Below are 17243 nucleotides of genomic sequence, written 5' to 3' on the forward strand. Positions count from 1 at the left end.
TCAGCTGGCCGCGAGCGCCCCGTCGGACGAGAAGACGAGGCCGACGCTGGCGCTCCCCGTCTTCAGGGCGTTCTTGGTCTGCGGGCCACCCGCGTCCAGCGAGCTGAACGAGCCGGCCTTGAAGTCGTAGACCTCCACCAGGCCCGCCTGGCACTTCGGGCGCTGCGGGCACTCCGGCGGGCCGGCCAGCACGGTCGCGCTGCCGGAGCACTTGGCAGCCAGCTCGGACAGGGTGCCCACCCCGTACTTGTCGGCGAACGCCTTGGTGACGGCGAACGCGTTCTGGTCCTGGGCGGCGGACGGCGCGCCGAAGGCGATGCCGGCCTTCTCGCCGGCGGCCTTGAGGGCGGCGACGGTCTTGTCCAGCTCCGGCGAGGAGACCGGCTGGGCGTCCTTGCCGTTGGCCTTCGTGTTGAGGAACTCGGCCATGGTCGCCGCGTACTCCGGGACGACCTGGATCTCGCCCTTCTCCAGGGCCGGCTCGTAGAGCTCCCGGTTGCCGATCTGCTGCACCTTGACCTGGTAGCCGGCGGCGGTGAGCGCGATGCGGTACAGCTCGGCGATGGTCTGGCTCTCGGTGAAGTTGCCGGCGCCGACGACGATCGTGCCGCCCGAACCCTTGGCGATGCCCTGGGTGACGTTGTTGGCCGTGACGAACTCCTCGGCGGCGACCTTGCTGGTCTTGCGGTCGACGTCGACGGCCTTGTTGAGCGCGATCAGCTTCGGCGTGTCCAGCGCGGCGGAGACCTTGTCCAGCGCCGCGAGCAGCTCCGGGGTGGCCGCCTTGGCGTTGACCGCCGGAATGACGTTGTCGGTGTTCTGGAGCTTCTTGTCGTCGGCGAGGACGACGAGCTGGTCACCGGCGACCGGGGCGCACCCCGCCCCCGACGCCCCCTGCTGCGGGGCCTCGGTGCCGGAGGAGCCGGCATCGCCGCAGCCGGTGAGGAAACCGGCCGCCGCGAGGGCGCCGACCGCGCCGATGGCCAGCCGTGTACGTGCGCGCATCAAGCCCGCCTTCCGTGTCCCGGCGCGGCCCTCGGGCCGGCCGCGTGTCCGACGGACGATCTCCTGTCGTCGCCCGCGATCTTCCACCCAACATCCTGCCCGCCGGGACCGACAACCCGAGGCGAGGTTCGTCACCGGATCGTCATCCGAGCGTGACCCGGACCGTCAGCTCCCGGCGACGGCGTCGGCGGCCCGGCGGTTGGCCCGCCGCCGCGCCGGGCGCAGCGGGCGCGGGGTGACCAGCCGCTCGACCAGGGCCAACACCAGCTCGACCAGCATCGCCAGCCCGGCCACCAGCAGGCCGCCCGCGATGATCTGCCCGCCGCCGGCGGCGATGTCCAGGCCGAAGCCGGCCCGGATGATCTGGCCAAGCCCGCCGCCGTTGACGAACGACGCCAGCGCGGCCGTCGCCACCACCTGCACCGCCGCCGTGCGGAACCCGGCCGCCAGGTACGGCACCGCCAGCGGCAGCTCCACCCGGCGCAGCACCTGCCCGCCCGACAGCCCCATCCCGCGCGCCGCGTCCCGGGCCTCCGGGTCGGTCTGCCGCACCCCCGTGTACGCGTTGGCCAGCAGCGGCGGCACCGCGAAGACGGCCAGCGCGACCACCACGGCGGGGCGGCCGAACCCGAGGAAGGTCAGGGGCAGGATGGTCAGCAGGGCCAGGGTGGGGATCGCCAGGGTGACGTTGGACACCAGCACGACCAGCCCGCCGCCCCGGCCGGTGTGCCCGAGCCACAGCCCGACCGGCCAGGCCACCAGGCAGCCGAGCAGCACGGCCGCGGCCGACATGCCGAGGTGCTCGCCGAGCCGGTCGAGGATGCCGCCCGGGTTGGTCCAGTTCAGCGGGTCGTTGAGCCAGAGCACCGCCTGGCCGACCGGGTTGCTCACCGGGTTCCCCCTCCTCGGACGCCGGTGGGGCGCGGGCCCGGCCGCCCGGCGCTCCCCGGGCGCCCGCCCCGCCGCCCCGCGTTCATCGCGCCCGCCCGCGCAGCCAGGGGGTGACCGCCCGGCCGAGCCCGGCGAGGATCAGGTCCAGCACCAGGGCGAGCAGCACGCAGAGCAGCGTGCCGGTCATGATCTCGGCCTTGTAGAAGTTGTTCTGGAAGCCGGCGAAGATGAGCTGGCCCAGCCCGCCCCGGCCGACCACCACCCCGACGGTCACCAGCGCCACGGTCGACACGGTGGCCAGCCGCAGGCCGGTGAGGATGCCGGGCAGCGCCAGCGGCAGCTCGATCCGCAGCAGCCGGCCCCACCGGCCGTACCCCATCCCCTCCGCCGCCTCGCGGACCTCGGGGGGCACCTGGCTCAGCCCGGCGACGGCGTTGCGGACGATGACCAGCAGCGCGTACAGCACCACCACGCTGAGCACGGTCACCGCCCCGATCCCCAGGTAGGGCGCGAGGAACGCGAACAGGGCCAGCGAGGGGATCGTGTAGAGCACCCCGGTGAACGCGAGGATCGGGCCGGCGAGGGGGCGGAACCAGTGGGCCGCCACCGCGAGCGGCAGCGCCACCAGGGCGGCGATCAGCACGGCCCGGGCGGTCAGGGAGGCGTGGTCGCGCAGCGCGGCGACGATCGTGTCAGAGTTGTCCCGCACGTACTGCCAGGAGAACCACGGGTTACCCGGGTCGGCCCGGTAGCTCAGGCGGAAGGACATGCGTGGACGTTACCCCGAACACCCGGAGCGCCGCCGGACCAGAACCGGCCGAAGGCGACGCACCCGCGCCGACCACGGCGGCCGGAACCCCCGCGGCGGCCATCGCCCTGGAGGGCATCGGCAAGCGGTACCCGGACGGCACCGAGGCGGTCCGCGAGCTGACCCTGCGGGTGCCGGCGGGCGAGCTGGTGGTGCTGATCGGGCCGTCCGGCTGCGGCAAGTCGACGGTGCTGCGCATGATCAACAGGCTGATCGAGCCCACCGCCGGCCGGATCCTGCTCGGCGACGAGGACGTGACCCGGGTCGACCCGGTCGCGCTGCGCCGCCGGATCGGGTACGTCATCCAGAACGTGGGCCTGTTCCCCCACCAGACGGTCGTGGCCAACGTCGGCACCGTCCCCCGGCTGCTCGGCTGGCCCCGCGACCGGATCCGCCGGCGCAGCGAGGAGCTGCTGGAGCTGGTGGGGCTCGACCCGGGCCGGTTCGGCCGGCGCTATCCGCACGAGCTCTCCGGCGGGCAGCGGCAGCGGGTCGGGGTGGCCCGCGCGCTCGCCGCCGACCCGGTGGTGCTGCTGATGGACGAGCCGTTCTCGGCGGTCGACCCGATCGTGCGGACCCGGTTGCAGGAGGAGTTCCTGCGTCTCCAGGCCGAGGTGCGCAAGACCATCGTGCTGGTCACCCACGACCTCGACGAGGCGGTCCGGCTCGGCGACCGGATCGCCGTGCTCTCCCAGGGCGGCCGGCTGGAGCAGTACGACACCCCGGCGGCCCTGCTCGCCGCGCCCGCCTCCGAGTTCGTCCGGGACTTCGTCGGCGCGGACCGGGGCATCCGGGCGCTGGCGGTCACCCCGGTCACCCGGGAGGCGCTGGAGCCGGCCCCCGCCGACCCCGCCGGGCTGCCGCAGGTCGCGCTGGGCACCTCGGCGTACGACGCGCTCGCGGTGATGCTGACCTCCGGCGCGGACCGGGTGCTGGTGACCACCGACGGCGGGCCGGCCGGCGTGCTCACCCGGGAACGCGCGCTGGGCGCCGGCCGGGAGGGGGCCTGAGCCAGGCGGGGCGGCGGTCAGGCCCGGCCGCCGAGGCTCGCCGTGCCGATGATCCAGCCGGCGAGGAAGCCGTACCCGGCCCCGGCGCTGGCGGCCTGCAACGCGGCGAGCAGCGACGGGGCGGGCCCGAGCAGCGTGCCCAGCAGCCCGGCCAGGCCGGCGGCCAGGACGTACGCGCCCCAGCCGGAGAAGAACTGGCTCACCGACCCCGGCACCCGGGCCACCTGGGACGCGGGCAGCAGGTAGAGCAGGGCGGCCGCCAGCACCACCAGCAGGATGGCGCGCAGGTCGCCGGCGAGCGTCCCCTGCCCCGGGTCGCCGGAGCCGAACCGCCACGCCGGCCAGGCCAGCAGCCGCAGGAACCAGCCGCCGGCCGACCCGGGGTCGGTGCGGCCCTCCGCCCAGCCGACGTAGAGCGGGCTGCCGCAGACCGCGACGAGCAGCAGCACCGCGAGCGTGCCGGTGCCGGCCGCCGTCCCGTACCGGCCGAGGGAGCCCGACCGGCCGGTGCCGCCCGAGCGGTTGAAGGCAGCCAGGATGCGACCGGGCCCCGACGTGCCCCGGCGGGCAGACCTGCGAGTCACGGTGACCGCGTTCCGGTCAGTGCTTCATCAGGTAGTCGATGAACTTGGCCCGCAGCAGCGGCGCGGACTCCTCGTACCCGTGCCCGGTGAGCTCCCGCCACAGCGCCGCGGCCTCGTCGATGGTCGGGCCGACGGAGTTCGGCGCGCCGTCCAGCGCGGCGGCCTCGTCGGCGTTCGGCAGGTGGCGCAGCACCGACCAGAAGAACCCGACGTCACGCCGCTCCCGGGCCGTCGCGAACGCCCGCTCCCGCAGCTCCTCCGTGGAGAGCGCGTCCAACTCGTCGAACGTGTGCCCGCCGGTGCCTGTGGAAGGTGTCTCGGTCATGCCGCCGAGCCTAACCGGCGAGATCACCGGCGGCGCGCCGCCGCCCCCGACTCGTGCAGGTCAGCGGTCGCCGGTGTCCCAGCGCGACGGGCGGTCGTCCCAGCGCGACGCGTCCCAGGGGTCGGTGGGGGTGTCGTCGGTGCGGGTGGGCAGGGCCGGGGGCCAGTCGCCCACCGGCGCCGGCCGGGGCACCGACCAGCCGGAGCTGATCGTGCCGTCGCCCCGCGGGATCGGCTCCGGGTCCACACCCGCCGTCCGGGGCCGCCCGAACGTCTCGACCAGCCGGGTCACCACCAGGCCGACGCCGAGGGCCGCCCCGCCGACCGCCCACCGGCTCACGCTCCAGCCCTCGGTGTCCAGCCAGGCACGCAGGACGGCGACGATGCTGACGGCGAGCAGCGTGCCGAAGATCGCGCCGCGCCGGCCGTACGCGCTCGTGCCGCCGAGCAGCGCGATGCCGACGGCGAGCGTCGTCCAGCCCAGCCCCTCGGTGGGGACGACGGGCCCGTCGCCGTTGCTGGCGAGCAGGATGCCGGCGAGCGTGGCGAACACGGTGGAGAGGACGAAGGCGGACACGACGATGGTCGCCGCGACGCCGCCCCGGCGACGGGCCGGGTCGGCCACCGGGCGGTACCGGCCGACGAGGCGGCGCACCGGGCGGACGGCCCCGAACAGTCCGCCGAGGACGGCCACGGCGGCGAAGCCGGCGAAGAGGTAGAACGCGGTGTCCCGGGGGTCGTACCCGCCCTGCACCGGCACCGGCGCGGAGCGCTGTTGGATGTAGACCACCACGCCGGCCGCGCCGGCCAGGCTCGCCGCCCAGCCGGGCACGTGCAGCACCACCACGGCGAGCCCCACGGCCAGCCCGCCGATCGCGGCCACCGCCACGGCGTGCCCCACCGCGACCTCGATTCCCCGGTCGCCCTGCTCGGCGGCGTGCAGGGCGGCGGCGACCGCCACCGGACCGACCGCCAGGTTCACGGCGGAGGTGCGCAGGGTCAGCCCGGCGGCCAGCACGAGCAGTCCCAGCGCCACCACGTCGACCAGCAGCGACCGCAGCCCGTCGTCGCGCAGCGCGGCCGGATCCGCCCGCCACAGCAGCCAGGTCAGCACGGCGAGGGCGGCGGCCAGCAGCAGTTCCCAGACGACGTGTACGGCGACCCGGTCGCGGCCCGGCTCGCCGTGGGCCGGATCGTCGAAGACGTTCTCCAGCACCGACGCGGGCACGCCCGACGAGGGCTCCGCGGGGAGGTGCCGGCCCGGATCCTCGTGCCCCATGACGCGTGCCCTCCCCAGGTCACGGCCGCAGGGTCCGGCCCGGACGGACCGGGGCGGCCGTTGCTCTCCGGTCGCCAGGCACGGTACCTGCGCGCCGCTCCGGGCGTAACCCCCCGTGGTCAGCGCTGACCCGGGCCGCCCTCCCGCCGGTCGGCGTCCCGCTCGTCCTCGGGCCGCTCCGGCACCCGGCAGGACCGCTCCAGCCACAGCGCGGCGGCCACCAGGGCGAGCGCCGCGAGCAGGCCGGCACCGGCCGCCGGGCGGTCCTCGGCGGCGGCCCGGGTGGGCTCGACGAAGAGCCACCCAGTCAGCCCGGCGCACCAGCCGGCGAAGATCGCCCCGGCCAGGGCGGACGCCTTCGCCAGCACCACGAACCGGGCCACCAGCAGCGGATCGACCGGGTCGCGCCCCGGCCGCCGCTCGATCCGGCTGCGGGTGTTGACCGCCGCGTACGCCTCCAGCACCGCCAGCGCGGCCAGCGTCACCACCGGCAGCCAGGGCAGCCGCGGGAATCCGCCGTAGAGGGTGCTGATCAGCAGCCAGGCCGCCGCCGCGGCGGCCAGGCCGGCGACGACCAGGGTGGAGATCCGGGTGGGGCCCATCCTGGAGCGGTCGGGGTCCGACCCGCCCGGCGGTCGGGACTGCGCCTGGGTCATGCCGGCCGGCTCCACTGGCTCATGTCGACGACTCTAACGCCAGATCCGGCCGGGGGCTCAGTTCCAGGGCGTCGCCGGCCACCGGTTCGGCGTTGAGCAGGTCGGTCAGCCAGCCGTGCCCGGGCAGCCGCCCGTACGGCTGGATGTCGATCCACGGCCGGAGCACGAACGCCCGCAGGTGGGCCCGGGGGTGCGGGAGGGTCAGCTCCGGGTCGTCGCTGAGCACCGGCTCGCCGGCGTCGTCCCAGACGGCGACGACGTCGACGTCGAGGGTGCGCGGGCCGAAGCGGCGCGCCGGGTCGCGCTCGCGGCCGGCGCGCCGCTCGGCGGCCCGGGCCCGCGCCAGCCAGTCCGGCGGGGCCGCCGCCGGGTCCGCGACCAGCGCCACCGCGTTGAGGTACGCGGGCTGGTCCGCGTCGCCCCACGGCGGGGTCTCGTAGACGCCCGAGACCAGCAGCACCGCCTCGCCGAGGGAGTCCACCGCCGAGCGCAGGTGGGCCAACCGGTCGCCGAGGTTGCTGCCGAGGGAGAGCAGGGCGCGGGTCACCCGGCACCCCCGGCGGGCGCGGCAGGCGGCAGGCCGGTCCGCGCCCTGGACATGGTGACGGCGACGTCGGTGAAGGCGTGCGGCACGGGCGCCTCCGGCTTGTGCACGGTCACCGTCGCGCGGGTCACGCGGGAGTCGGCCAGGCAGATCGTGAGCAGCCGGTCGGCGAGCGTCTCGATCAGGTTCACCGGCTCGCCGGTCAGCACCGCGACCAGCCGGTCGGCCAGCTCCCCGTAGTGCACCGTGTCGGTCACCTCGTCGGAGCAGGCGGCGGGCGCGAGGTCGAGTTCGAGGACGGCGTCGACGACGAACTCCTGCCCCCGTTCCCGCTCGAAGTCGTAGACGCCGTGCCGGCCGTGCGCCCGCAGGCCCGTCAGCGTGATCCGGTCGGTCACCGTGCTCCCTCCGTCGGTCTTCCGACTCCTGCCGCCGCCGGCCCGCCCCGGCCGGCCGGCCGGCCACCCTCGCGGGCGGGCCCGAGGCGCGGGCTGCCGCTGGCCCGCCAGACCGCCAGGGCGTCGACGGTGCCGAGCACGTCGTGCACGCGTACCCCCCAGGCCCCGGCCGCGACCGCGAGCAGGCTGGTCGCGGCGGTGGCGGTCTCCCGGCCGGCGGTCGGCCGGGGGGTGCCGTCGGCGGCGGCGAGCAGCCGGCCCAGGTAGGACTTGCGGCTGGCCCCGAAGAGCAGCGGGAGGCCGAGCTCCAGCAGCTCGGGCAGGCGGGCGGTGAGCTGCCAGTTGTGCTCGGCGGTCTTGGCGAAGCCGAGGCCGGGGTCGATGACGATGCGGTCGGCGGCCACCCCGGCGGCCAGCGCCGCGTCGACCCGCCCGGCCAGCTCGGCCCGCACGTCGGTCACCACGTCGGTGTAGTGGGCCAGCCCGCTCATCCCGCGCGAGTGCCCGCGCCAGTGCATGAGCACCCAGGGGCAGCCGGCGTCGCGGACCACCCGGGCCATGTCCGGGTCGGCCAGGCCGCCGGAGACGTCGTTGACCACCGCCGCCCCGGCCGCGAGGGCGGCCTCGGCCACCCGGGCCCGGCTGGTGTCGATGCTGACCGCGACGCCGGCGGCGGCGAGCTCCCGGACCACCGGCAGCACCCGGGCGGCCTCGGTGGCGGCGTCCACCCGGTCCGCCCCCGGGCGGGTCGACTCGCCGCCGACGTCCACCAGGTGCGCGCCCTCCTCCCGGAGCCGCACCCCGTGTGCGACGGCGGCGTCGAGATCGGCGTATCGACCGCCGTCGGAGAAGGAGTCGGGCGTGACGTTGAGGACCCCCATCACCACCGGGGTCCGCGTCCGTACCAGATCGGTCACGACTGCACCGTACCGGTCGCGGCGGGGTGCCCGGGCGGCCCGGTGCGCCCCGCCGGCGGCACCCCTGACATGGCAATTAGAACGAGTGTACGATCGGTCGTCCGGGTCGTTCCGGGCCGACTCTTCGCGGCTTGTCGCAAAGGGGGGCGGCCCGTACCCTTTGGAATTGCCCAGCAGCGAGACGGCGAAGCCTGGAGGGAGGGCCGAAGCGGGAAAAATCCCCCCAAAGCTCACTACTCCGCGTGGTGGGTGACGAACGCAGGGTCGCCGACACTGCGCAGAGTGAGCACCATCCCGCCAAGCTTGACCACCGCACCGCCGCGGCTCCGCCGGCCGCACCAGGGAGGTTCCAGTGATCGCCATCGAGCTCATGGAGGCGACGTCGTCCGGCGTCACCCACGCGCTCCACACCCTGGCGTCGACTCCACTCGCCGAGCCGGCACCCAAGGGCATCGACACCAACGGCGTCGTCACGTTCTTCGCCAGCAAGATCGCGCCGATCCTGCTGGCCGTGCTCGGCGTCATCTTCATCGGCCGGGCCAGCCGCGGCGAGATCTCCAAGGTCCTGACCAGCTCCGCCATCGCGATCGTCGGGCTGGCCTTCATCGCCGGAGCGGCCACACTCTTCTTCGTCGGTGATTACCTGATCGACCTGATCTTCGAATAGGCGCGGGCAGATGCGGCTGCGCACCGACGACGACATCTACCGGGCCCGCCTGGTCTACCTCGGGCCACCCGGCTACACCCTGCCCGTCCACCTGCCGTACGCCCAGTACGGCGTGTTCATGCTGCTCGTACCCCTCTACATGTTCATCCACTGGCTGTTCACGTTGCAGGTCGAGCTCTTTCCCGCCTGGGAGATCGCGCTCGCCATCGTGAGCACCTCGTTCATCTTCCGGTACGTCGACCCCGACCGGCCCGCGCGCATGGTGATCCGCACCGCGCTGACCGACTGGCGGCGCACCCGGGAGTCGGCCGCCGAGCAGCGCGACCCGCGCCTGGTGGCGAGCCGGATCAGGATCCGGGAGGAACTGGCATGACCGGGCGTACGCCGATCGGGCCGAAGCAGCACGCGGATGAGGCGGTGGCATGAGTCGCTCTTCCACGCCGGGTTCCCCGGCAGGACGTCACGCGGCCACGCACGGTAACCGTGCGCGCTCGTTCGACTACCCTCCGGACGAGGATCTGGACGAGGTCGCCCTCGACCCCGCGCTGGCCACCACCCCCGGTCACGGGCGGGTCGGCGTCTTCCAGGCGCCCCGGCCCACGCCCGGGCGTCCCGCGCCGGCCGGCCCCGAGCCGAGCCCGCCGATGGTCGCCGACAGCGCCGACATCGACTCACCGTTCCTCGACCTCTTCGGCGGCGCCCACCCGGCGTCCCGGCCCGCGCTGCCCGCGCCGCCCCGGCCCACGCCCCGCGAGCACCCCCCGATCCCGCACCAGCCGCCGGCCGTGGCGGCCCCGCCCGCGCGGCCCGAGATCGCGCCGGCCCCCGCCGAACGGACCACCGTCGCGCCCACGCCGCACAGCCGGCCCCGGGTCCCCCAGCAGCACGTGGACCGGATCCCGGCGGCACGCCCCACGCCCACGCCCGACCCGCCGCCCCCGGTCGTGGCCGAGCCCCCCGCCGATCCCGACGACGAGACGTACGGCTGGCAGGACGCCGAGCCGCCCGTGCGCCGGGAGCCCGGGCGGTCCCCGCAGCGGGCGGCCGAGCCGGCGGCACGGCGGGAGGCCGCGCACGCCCCGCAGCGCGGCGGCACGCCGTCCCCGCAGCCGGGCGTCGTCCCGTCCCCGCAGCGCGGCCCCGAGGCCCCGCCCCGGGGCTGGGAGCCGGATCGACCGGCGCTCCCGGAGCCGGCGCAGTCCCCGGCCGGCCGCGAGATGACGCCGCCCCGGCAACGGACGGCCGAGCGGCGGGAGCGGGCCGCCAAGCCCGCGAAGCCCGCCCGGCCCGCGAAGCCGGCCAAGCCCGCCCGGCCCGCCAAGCCCCCGAAGATCAAGTTCGGGGACCGCGACCCGTCGGTCGAGCTGGCCATCACCGAGATCGCCGGCCACCTGACCTTCACCCCCAACACCGTCACGGCGTGGTACTGGCTGCCCGAGGTGCGCTGGGCGTTCCGGCCCGACGCCGAACGGGAGGCCCTGCTCGCCGCCATCTCGGAGCAGTACGCCGGCCTCGCCGGCTTCCGGCTGCACCTGCGCCGCACCACCCGCCCGTTCCCGGCCGACGAGTGGGCGCGCACCATCGACGCGCACACCACGTCCCCACTGCCCGACGTGCCGGGCACCGCCGGCTGGGGCGACCACCTCGTCGCCGCCCAGCAGCACCTGCTGTCCGTCAACCACGCCGAGGGGCAGACGTACCTCGGGGTGACCTTCGCCCGGCGCTCCCTCGGCGACTCGCTCACCGAACGGCTCCTGCGCACCTTCGGCCGCGGCGTCGCCGAGGGCGAACGCCGCAAGCTCGGCCGCACCGTCGAGCAGTTCGACGAGGTGCTGGGCGCATTCGGCATGCGTGGCCGGCGGGTCACGGCCCAGGAGCTGGAGTGGCTGCTCTACCGCTCGGTCGCGCTCTGCATGGCCCCGCCCGGCGCCCTCTCCCCCGTCACCAACGGCCGGTGGGAACGCGGCGACCTGCTCGCCCTCACCGAGCAGGTGGAGCGGTACCGCACCCCGTACGGGTCGACGGTCAAGCTGGTCAACCGGATGACCGGCGAGGAGCGGCACGTGGCCGTGCTCGCCGTCGGCCGGATGGAGCCGCTGGAGATCCCCGAGCGGCACGAGCCCTGGCTGCACTTCCACGAGCGCCTGCCCTGGCCGATGGAGATCTCCACCCGGGTCGACATCCTCGGCTCCGGCGACTCCTTCCGCAACCTCGAACACCGGCTGCGGATGATCCGCTCCCAACAGCTCGACTACGCCGAGCACGGCATCGACGCCCCGCCCGAGCTGGAGCGGCTGGCCAAGCGGGCCCTGGTGATCGGCGACGAGATGACCACCGGCCTACCGGTCGACTCCGCCCGGGCCCACGGCTGGCACCGCATCGCCGTCGGCGGCCGCACCCGGGAGGAGTGCCTGGAGCGGGCCCGCCGGCTCATCCAGCTCTACTCCCGGGAACTGCGCGTGTCGTTGCAGCACCCGAAGAACCAGGACTGGCTGGCCCGCGAGTTCATCCCCGGCGAGCCGATCGCCAACACCGGCTACGTCCGGCGGATGCCGGTCAACCTGCTCGCCGCCGCGCTGCCGCAGGCCGCGTCCACCGTCGGCGACCGGCGGGGCGACCTGATCGGGCGTACCGCCGGGACCTGCCGCCGACCGGTCTTCCTCGACCTGCACTTCCCGATGGAGGTGCGGGAGCGCTCCGGCCTCGCGGTCTTCGTCGCCGAGCCCGGCGGTGGCAAGTCGACCCTGCTCGGCGCGCTGGGCTACTTGGCCGCCCGGCGCGGCGTGCAGGTGACCCTGCTCGACCCGTCCGGCCCGCTGGCCCGGCTGTGCAGCATGCCCGAGCTGCGGCCGTACTCGCGGGTGCTCAACCTGACCGGCTCCGAGCAGGGGACGCTGGCGCCGTACGCGCTCATCCCGACGCCGCTGCGCAGCGAGTTCAGCACCGGCGCGGCCGGCGACCGGGAGTTCGAGATCGCCGTCTCCAACGCCCGTGCCGAGCGGCGCATGCTGGTGCAGGACATCTGCATGATGCTGGTGCCGCCGCAGGTGGCCCGGGAGGCGTCCACCGCGACCCTGTTCCGGCACGCGGTCCGGCAGGTGCCGGCCGAGGAGACGTCCACCCTGGACGACGTGGTCGCCTGCCTCGGTCAGCTCGACGACGACGCCGGCCGGGAGCTGGCGAACCTGCTGCTGGACACCGCCGAGATGCCGCTGGCCATGCTCTTCTTCGGCCGCCCGCCGGAGGGGCTGCTCGGCGCCGACGCGGCGCTGACCGTGATCACCATGGCCGGGCTGCGCCTGCCCGACCTCAAGATCGAACGCGAGTACTGGTCGGCCGAGGAGGCGCTCGCGCTGCCCATGCTGCACACCGCCCACCGGCTCGCGGTGCGCCGCTGCTACGGCGGCTCGATGTCCTCCAGGAAGCTGGTCGGGCTGGACGAGGCGCACTTCATGGAGGGCTGGCGCTCCGGCCGGTCGTTCCTCGTGCGCCTCGCCCGCGACTCCCGCAAATGGAACCTCGCCGCGCTGGTCGCCTCGCAGAACCCGAAGGACATCCTCGGGCTCGACGTGCAGAACCTCGTCTCCACCGTGTTCGTCGGCCGCATCGCCGAGGACACCGAGATCGCCTCCGAGGCACTGCGGCTGCTCCGCGTCCCCGTCAACGACGGGTACGAGGCGACACTGGCCTCGCTGTCCACAGCGGACGCCACCTCCGCCACCCGGCTCGGCTTCCGCGAGTTCGTCATGCGCGACGTCGACGGGCGGGTGCAGAAGGTCCGGGTGGACGTGTCGTACGTCGACGGGCTGCTGGACCACCTGGACACCACCCCCGCCGCGGTCGCCGCGGCAGCGGGCCAACTGCCGACCATCGCTGACCTGGAGGCGTGACATGGCGAGGGTCCGGGCCCGAATAGCGGCGTTCCTGCTCGCGCTCGGCGTACTCGCCGGCGCCACGGTCTCCTGGCCGGTCGTGGGCGGCGACGCCGCGTACGCCGCCCTGCCGACCGCGCAGGCGAAGGCGGACCTGTGCAGCACCCAGGAATGGCAGGCCGACTTCCGCGCCTGCGTCGACAAGCTGGGCGCGGTCAGCAAGGACCAGGTCGAATGCCGCAACGCCCCGGTCCCCTCCGCACCCGACTCCGGCCTCGCCGGCTGGTTCGCTTCCCGCCCCGACTCCGCCAAGCTGCCCGGGCCCAAGGGTCTCTACAGCGACTACGGATACGCCGGATACAGCTTTCCGACCTACGACCTGCCCGGCGGTTGCGCCTCCGCGGTGATCCATCCGGACTACAAGTTCACCACCACGGTGGCGAACGGCGAATTCATGATCGCCACCGCGATCATCGGCGGCTCGAACGCGCTGCGGGAGCGGGCCTGGGATCCCCGGTCGATGTGGGCCTGGGCCGACCCCCTGGTGGAGCAGGCCACCAAGGCCGTCTACCAGAAGGTGTTCAGCGTCTTCGGCATCATCACGCTCTGCGTGGTGGGGCTCTACCTGCTCTGGCGTTCCCGCCAGTCCGACATGAGCAACGCCATGACCACCGCCGGCTGGGCCCTGCTGGTGATGGTGGCGGTGACCGCCCTCGCCGCGTGGCCCGTGAAGTCCGCGAACATCGCCGACGGCACGCTCGTCACCACCCTCGGCGTGGTCCACGACGCCGTCGGGCCGGCGACCCGGGACACCCCACCTGAAAAGTGCGCCTTGCCCAACCCGGATGCCTGCATCGACAAGCGGCCTCCTGCCGTGCGGGCCAGTGATACCGCGACCGAGTCCATGCTCTACCGCAACTGGCTGCGCGGGGTGCTCGGGTCGGCCGACAGCGAGACCGCCAAGAAGTACGGGCCGGCGCTCTACGACGCCAAGTCGCTGTCCTGGGAGGAGACGGAAAAAATCCGGGCCAATCCGGCGACCCGGGACACGACCATCTCCGCCAAGCAGCAGCAGTGGGCCCGGGTCGCAGAGCAGATCAAGAACGAGGACCGGGAGGCGTACGAGTACCTCCAGGGCCTCCGGGACATGGACCGGGTTGGCTCGGGCTTCATCGCCGTGCTCGCCGCGCTGCTCTTCGCGATGTTCGACCTCACCGCGTCGCTGCTGGTGCTGCTGGGCTTCCTCATCTTCCGGTGGGCGGTGATCGCGGCGCCGATCCTGGGCACGATAGGGCTGATGCGCCCGGCGAGCGCCGGGCTGCGCCGGCTGGCCAACGCCGTCGTCGCCGCCGTGTTCAACATCGCCCTCTTCGGCACCGGGGCCGCCATCTACCTCTTCGCCGTGGATCTGATCATGAGCACGGCGACCCTGCCGGGCTGGCTCCAGGTGGTGCTCGTCTGGCTCTGCGGGGTGGTCGGCTGGCTGCTGCTACGGCCGTACCGGCGCATCACCCAGCTCGGCGGCAAGGACAGCAGCGAGGCCGTCAGCTCGGCCGGATCGTGGCACCGGCGGTTCTTCCGGGACATGCGCACCGCTGCCAGGCTCGACGTCGCCGAGCCCGGTGGCACGAACGAGCCGGCCCTGGCCCGCAAGCGCGGCGCGACGGCCGAGCGGACGACTCTCCGGCCCGAGGCCCGGCACGAGGACCCGAGCCACTCTACCGTCGGCACCGCGAACCCCGCCGAGCGGCAGCGGCCCGACGGACGGGAACGCCCTGACGAGGTCACCGTGCCGGAGCAGCGCAGCCCCGCACGGCCTCCCGCGCCCCGGCCACGACGCCGCCAGCCCTCGACCTGGACCGAGCCGGACGTGCCGGCGGAGAACCCGTCCTTCGTCATCTACCGGCCGGGGACCACCGAGCCGGCCACGCCCCGACCTTCCGCACCGCGGATCCGCACCGAAGCGCGGTGAGGGCCATGCGACGCGCGGTGGAGTTTCTCTTCGCTCGGGTGCTGCGGTCCCGCCTGGGCATCGCGCTGGCCATCGGGGTTCTCGTCTTCGGTGTGATCGGCGCCGCCCGGCTGGCGTCCGGTCCGGGGGATCCGGCGGCGGGGCTGAGCAACCGACCCAGCCAGCCGATCACCACCGTCGACCCGACCTCTGGCGACGACGGCCTACTCGGCGGCACCGCGCCCCCGACGCCGGTGACCCGCCCCGGCGCACCGACCCCCGAGCAGATCGCGGACCGATTCGTCGCCGCGTGGCTCGGTGGCCGCGGCAGCAACGCGGACGATTGGCACGAGGCGCTGCGTCCGCTCTCCACCCCGGAGCTCACCGAGCAACTCGCGGGTGCCGACCCGGCGGGTGTTCCGGCGGAGCGGACGACCGGCGAAGCGAGCCTCCGCCCCCGGACGGAACGCTTCGTCGAGGTGGTGGTGCCGCTCGACACCGGGCGGCTGCGCCTGGAACTGGTGGCCCCCGACGGGCAGTGGCTGGTCGACGCCGTGGACTGGGAGCGAGCATGAGCGAGCAGATGAGAGATGGCAGCAGCCCGCGGCGCAGGCTGCGGATCGGCGCGCTGGCCGTCGCACTGACCGCCACGCTCACGCTGCTCTGTTGCACCGGGGGGACGGCGGCGTTCTTCCTCACCGAACTGAGCGGCGGCAGTGACGACCTCTCCCCGGAGGCACAGTCCGCCTGCGGCTCGTCCCACCAGGTCAAGGTCTCCGGCAAGATGCCCCGCTTCGCGCAGTACGGCGAGAGCCAGATCCGCAACGCCGCGGTCATCATCAAGGTCGGCTCGGACATGAAGGTCCCGCCTCGCGGCTGGGTGATCGCCGTCGCGACCGCCATGCAGGAGTCCGGCCTACGGAACCTCCCCCACCTGGGCAGCCGCAACGACCACGACTCGGTGGGCCTGTTCCAGCAGCGCCCCAGCCAGGGCTGGGGGTCCCCCGAGCAGTTGCAGGACCCGTCCTACTCGTCCCGCAAATTCTACGAGAAGCTGGTAAAGGTCCCCGGCTGGGAGCAGCTCTCGCTGACCAGGGCCGCCCAGCGGGTGCAGGTGAGCGCCTTCCCTGACGCCTACGCGAAGCACGAGGACCTCGCCAGCAGGATCGTCGACGCGCTCGCCGGCGGTGCGGCACGCACGGTGCAGGTGGCTCAGCGCAGCATCTGCAACGCCGCCACCCGGGGCCAGATCGCCGCCTCGGGCTGGACGGCACCGATCCCGGGGGGTGTCGGCTCCGGATTCCGGACGGCCAGTCGCCCCCGGCACAACGGGGTGGACATCGCCGCGCCGAAGCGCACCCTGATCCGCGTGGCGGCGACCGGGCGGGTACTGGTCGCCAGGTGCGACCCGGCCAACAACGGCCAGCTGAGCTGTGATGTCGACGGCTATCCGGGCAAGGGTGGGTGTGGCTGGTTCGTCGACGTGCTGCACTCCGGCGGCTACGTGACCCGGTACTGCCACATGATCGTCAAGCCCCGGGTGGTCCCCGGCCAGATGGTCAAGGCCGGAGAGGTGATCGGTGAGGTCGGGAGCAGCGGAAACTCGTCCGGCCCGCACCTGCACTTCGAGGTCCACCTGGACGGCGACCGGTCCAGTCGTGGTGCGGTCAACCCGGTGCCGTTCATGCGGGACCGGGGCGCCCCCCTGAACGGCAAGGCGTAGGGCTCCGGTACGCATGACCGGGCCGCTTCCCGACCCCTTCGCCGACCAGCCTGACTGGGCGCCCCAGCCGCCCAGGCCGATCGAGATCGTGCCCGCGACCGGACGGGTCGAACTGCGGGGGCGGCGGGTGCTGGTCGGGCTGCCCGGTCTCGGCTGGCGCGGCGACCTGCGCGCCGACGAGCGCGTGGTGCAGAACAGCCGCACCTACGTGCCGGTCATTCCCGAGCAGGAGTGGTACCGCGCGGAGTCCGAGCAGGTCGAGGTCTTCGCCCCGCTGGTGCCGGTCGAGCGGGTGTGGGTGGAAACCCTGGGGAACCGGCTGAGCGTCCCTACGGTCGGGGTCTCCAGCGTCAACCTGGTCTCCCTGGACGCCCCGGCCCACCGGGCGCCGACTCCGGTCTTCGAGGCGGGTGCCGTCACGGGACGCCGGGTCGTGCACGTAGCTGACGCCGGTGAGCAGCGAGACCTCCGCGCAGTGACCGAGACCTACTCGGGGGCCGAGGGGGACATCTGCGTCCGGGTCACGCCTGAGCTGGAGTGGTACCGCTGGGCCTGGCGAGGTCAGCCGCCCACCACTCTGGAGGTCCCGGTCCATCTCCTCTGGATCGAGTAGT

18 protein-coding genes are annotated in these 17243 nt (G+C 74.4%); 8 read left to right on the forward strand and 10 right to left on the reverse strand.

Features of this window, described 5'->3' with window-relative positions:
• The 3 genes from O7628_RS09955 to O7628_RS09965 all read right to left on the reverse strand — a co-directional run bounded on the left by O7628_RS09955 (position 1) and on the right by O7628_RS09965 (position 2665).
• Complete coding sequence (locus O7628_RS09955) at positions 1–1005, reverse strand: glycine betaine ABC transporter substrate-binding protein (RefSeq protein WP_278129821.1); 1005 nt, start codon at positions 1003–1005, stop codon at positions 1–3.
• A 165-nt stretch (positions 1006–1170) separates the two neighbouring features.
• Complete coding sequence (locus O7628_RS09960) at positions 1171–1896, reverse strand: ABC transporter permease subunit (RefSeq protein ID WP_077938030.1); 726 nt, start codon at positions 1894–1896, stop codon at positions 1171–1173.
• 82 nt (positions 1897–1978) lie between these two features.
• Positions 1979–2665: an ABC transporter permease gene (locus O7628_RS09965; RefSeq protein ID WP_074472276.1), complete on the reverse strand. Its 687-nt coding sequence runs from the start codon at positions 2663–2665 to the stop codon at positions 1979–1981.
• Positions 2666–2766: 101 nt separating this feature from the next.
• On the opposite strand from O7628_RS09965, the gene O7628_RS09970 reads away from it, so the two are divergent.
• On the forward strand, positions 2767–3714 hold the full coding sequence (locus O7628_RS09970; RefSeq protein WP_278136269.1) for an ATP-binding cassette domain-containing protein: 948 nt from the start codon (positions 2767–2769) through the stop codon (positions 3712–3714).
• Positions 3715–3731: 17 nt separating this feature from the next.
• On the opposite strand, the gene O7628_RS09975 is transcribed toward O7628_RS09970, so the two are convergent.
• The 7 genes from O7628_RS09975 to folP form a co-directional block, all read right to left on the reverse strand.
• Positions 3732–4250 carry a hypothetical protein gene (locus O7628_RS09975; RefSeq protein ID WP_278136270.1) on the reverse strand — a complete coding sequence of 173 codons (519 nt, stop codon included), beginning with the start codon at positions 4248–4250 and terminating at the stop codon, positions 3732–3734.
• A 64-nt stretch (positions 4251–4314) separates the two neighbouring features.
• Positions 4315–4623 (reverse strand): hypothetical protein, encoded by a 309-nt coding sequence (locus tag O7628_RS09980; RefSeq protein ID WP_074472273.1) that lies wholly within the window; start codon positions 4621–4623, stop codon positions 4315–4317.
• Between the two features lie 60 nt (positions 4624–4683).
• Positions 4684–5901 carry an ABC transporter permease gene (locus O7628_RS09985; protein ID WP_278129826.1) on the reverse strand — a complete coding sequence of 406 codons (1218 nt, stop codon included), beginning with the start codon at positions 5899–5901 and terminating at the stop codon, positions 4684–4686.
• Positions 5902–6020: 119 nt separating this feature from the next.
• On the reverse strand, positions 6021–6557 hold the full coding sequence (locus tag O7628_RS09990; RefSeq protein ID WP_278129828.1) for a DUF3180 domain-containing protein: 537 nt from the start codon (positions 6555–6557) through the stop codon (positions 6021–6023).
• 19 nt (positions 6558–6576) lie between these two features.
• Positions 6577–7104, reverse strand: a complete 528-nt coding sequence (gene folK / locus O7628_RS09995; RefSeq protein ID WP_178066642.1) for a 2-amino-4-hydroxy-6-hydroxymethyldihydropteridine diphosphokinase — start codon at positions 7102–7104, stop codon at positions 6577–6579.
• A complete protein-coding gene (gene folB, locus O7628_RS10000) occupies positions 7101–7499 on the reverse strand; it encodes a dihydroneopterin aldolase (protein ID WP_278129830.1) in 399 nt (132 codons plus the stop codon). Before folB ends, folK begins: the two co-directional genes overlap by 4 nt.
• A complete protein-coding gene (gene folP, locus O7628_RS10005) occupies positions 7496–8416 on the reverse strand; it encodes a dihydropteroate synthase (RefSeq protein WP_278129831.1) in 921 nt (306 codons plus the stop codon). Before folP ends, folB begins: the two co-directional genes overlap by 4 nt.
• Positions 8417–8768: 352 nt before the next feature.
• Between folP and O7628_RS10010 the strand changes: the two genes are divergently transcribed.
• Genes O7628_RS10010 through O7628_RS10040 form a run of 7 tightly spaced genes read left to right on the forward strand, consistent with a single transcriptional unit; the run spans position 8769 to position 17242 of the window.
• Positions 8769–9083, forward strand: coding sequence for a hypothetical protein (locus O7628_RS10010; RefSeq protein WP_077938023.1), 315 nt, complete (start codon positions 8769–8771; stop codon positions 9081–9083).
• A 10-nt stretch (positions 9084–9093) separates the two neighbouring features.
• Positions 9094–9456: a hypothetical protein gene (locus O7628_RS10015; RefSeq protein ID WP_043965000.1), complete on the forward strand. Its 363-nt coding sequence runs from the start codon at positions 9094–9096 to the stop codon at positions 9454–9456.
• 49 nt (positions 9457–9505) lie between these two features.
• On the forward strand, positions 9506–12973 hold the full coding sequence (locus O7628_RS10020) for an ATP-binding protein (RefSeq protein WP_278129834.1): 3468 nt from the start codon (positions 9506–9508) through the stop codon (positions 12971–12973).
• 1 nt (position 12974) lies between these two features.
• On the forward strand, positions 12975–14927 hold the full coding sequence (locus O7628_RS10025; RefSeq protein ID WP_278129836.1) for an MFS transporter: 1953 nt from the start codon (positions 12975–12977) through the stop codon (positions 14925–14927).
• The gene (locus tag O7628_RS10030) at positions 14924–15481 is read left to right on the forward strand and encodes a hypothetical protein (RefSeq protein ID WP_278129838.1); all 558 of its coding nucleotides are present in this window, start codon (positions 14924–14926) and stop codon (positions 15479–15481) included. The genes O7628_RS10025 and O7628_RS10030 overlap by 4 nt, the downstream gene beginning before the upstream one ends.
• Positions 15482–15489: 8 nt before the next feature.
• Positions 15490–16629, forward strand: coding sequence for a M23 family metallopeptidase (locus O7628_RS10035; protein ID WP_278136271.1), 1140 nt, complete (start codon positions 15490–15492; stop codon positions 16627–16629).
• A gap of 13 nt (positions 16630–16642) precedes the next feature.
• Positions 16643–17242, forward strand: coding sequence for a hypothetical protein (locus tag O7628_RS10040; RefSeq protein ID WP_278129840.1), 600 nt, complete (start codon positions 16643–16645; stop codon positions 17240–17242).
• The last annotated feature ends 1 nt before the right edge of the window (position 17243 follow it).

The organism is Micromonospora sp. WMMD956 (genome assembly GCF_029626125.1).
Lineage (GTDB): Bacteria > Actinomycetota > Actinomycetes > Mycobacteriales > Micromonosporaceae > Micromonospora > Micromonospora carbonacea.

Bases quoted from the DNA above. Each gene is read 5' to 3' on its own strand.
- O7628_RS10035 (WP_278136271.1), top strand. From the start codon at position 15,490: ATGAGAGATGGCAGCAGCCCGCGGCGCAGGCTGCGGATCGGCGCGCTG.
- O7628_RS09955 (WP_278129821.1), bottom strand. From the start codon at position 1,005: ATGCGCGCACGTACACGGCTGGCCATCGGCGCGGTCGGCGCCCTCGCG.
- O7628_RS10025 (WP_278129836.1), top strand. From the start codon at position 12,975: ATGGCGAGGGTCCGGGCCCGAATAGCGGCGTTCCTGCTCGCGCTCGGC.
- O7628_RS09990 (WP_278129828.1), bottom strand. From the start codon at position 6,557: ATGACCCAGGCGCAGTCCCGACCGCCGGGCGGGTCGGACCCCGACCGC.
- O7628_RS10040 (WP_278129840.1), top strand. From the start codon at position 16,643: ATGACCGGGCCGCTTCCCGACCCCTTCGCCGACCAGCCTGACTGGGCG.
- O7628_RS10020 (WP_278129834.1), top strand. From the start codon at position 9,506: ATGAGTCGCTCTTCCACGCCGGGTTCCCCGGCAGGACGTCACGCGGCC.
- O7628_RS10015 (WP_043965000.1), top strand. From the start codon at position 9,094: ATGCGGCTGCGCACCGACGACGACATCTACCGGGCCCGCCTGGTCTAC.
- O7628_RS09980 (WP_074472273.1), bottom strand. From the start codon at position 4,623: ATGACCGAGACACCTTCCACAGGCACCGGCGGGCACACGTTCGACGAG.
- O7628_RS09965 (WP_074472276.1), bottom strand. From the start codon at position 2,665: ATGTCCTTCCGCCTGAGCTACCGGGCCGACCCGGGTAACCCGTGGTTC.
- O7628_RS09985 (WP_278129826.1), bottom strand. From the start codon at position 5,901: ATGGGGCACGAGGATCCGGGCCGGCACCTCCCCGCGGAGCCCTCGTCG.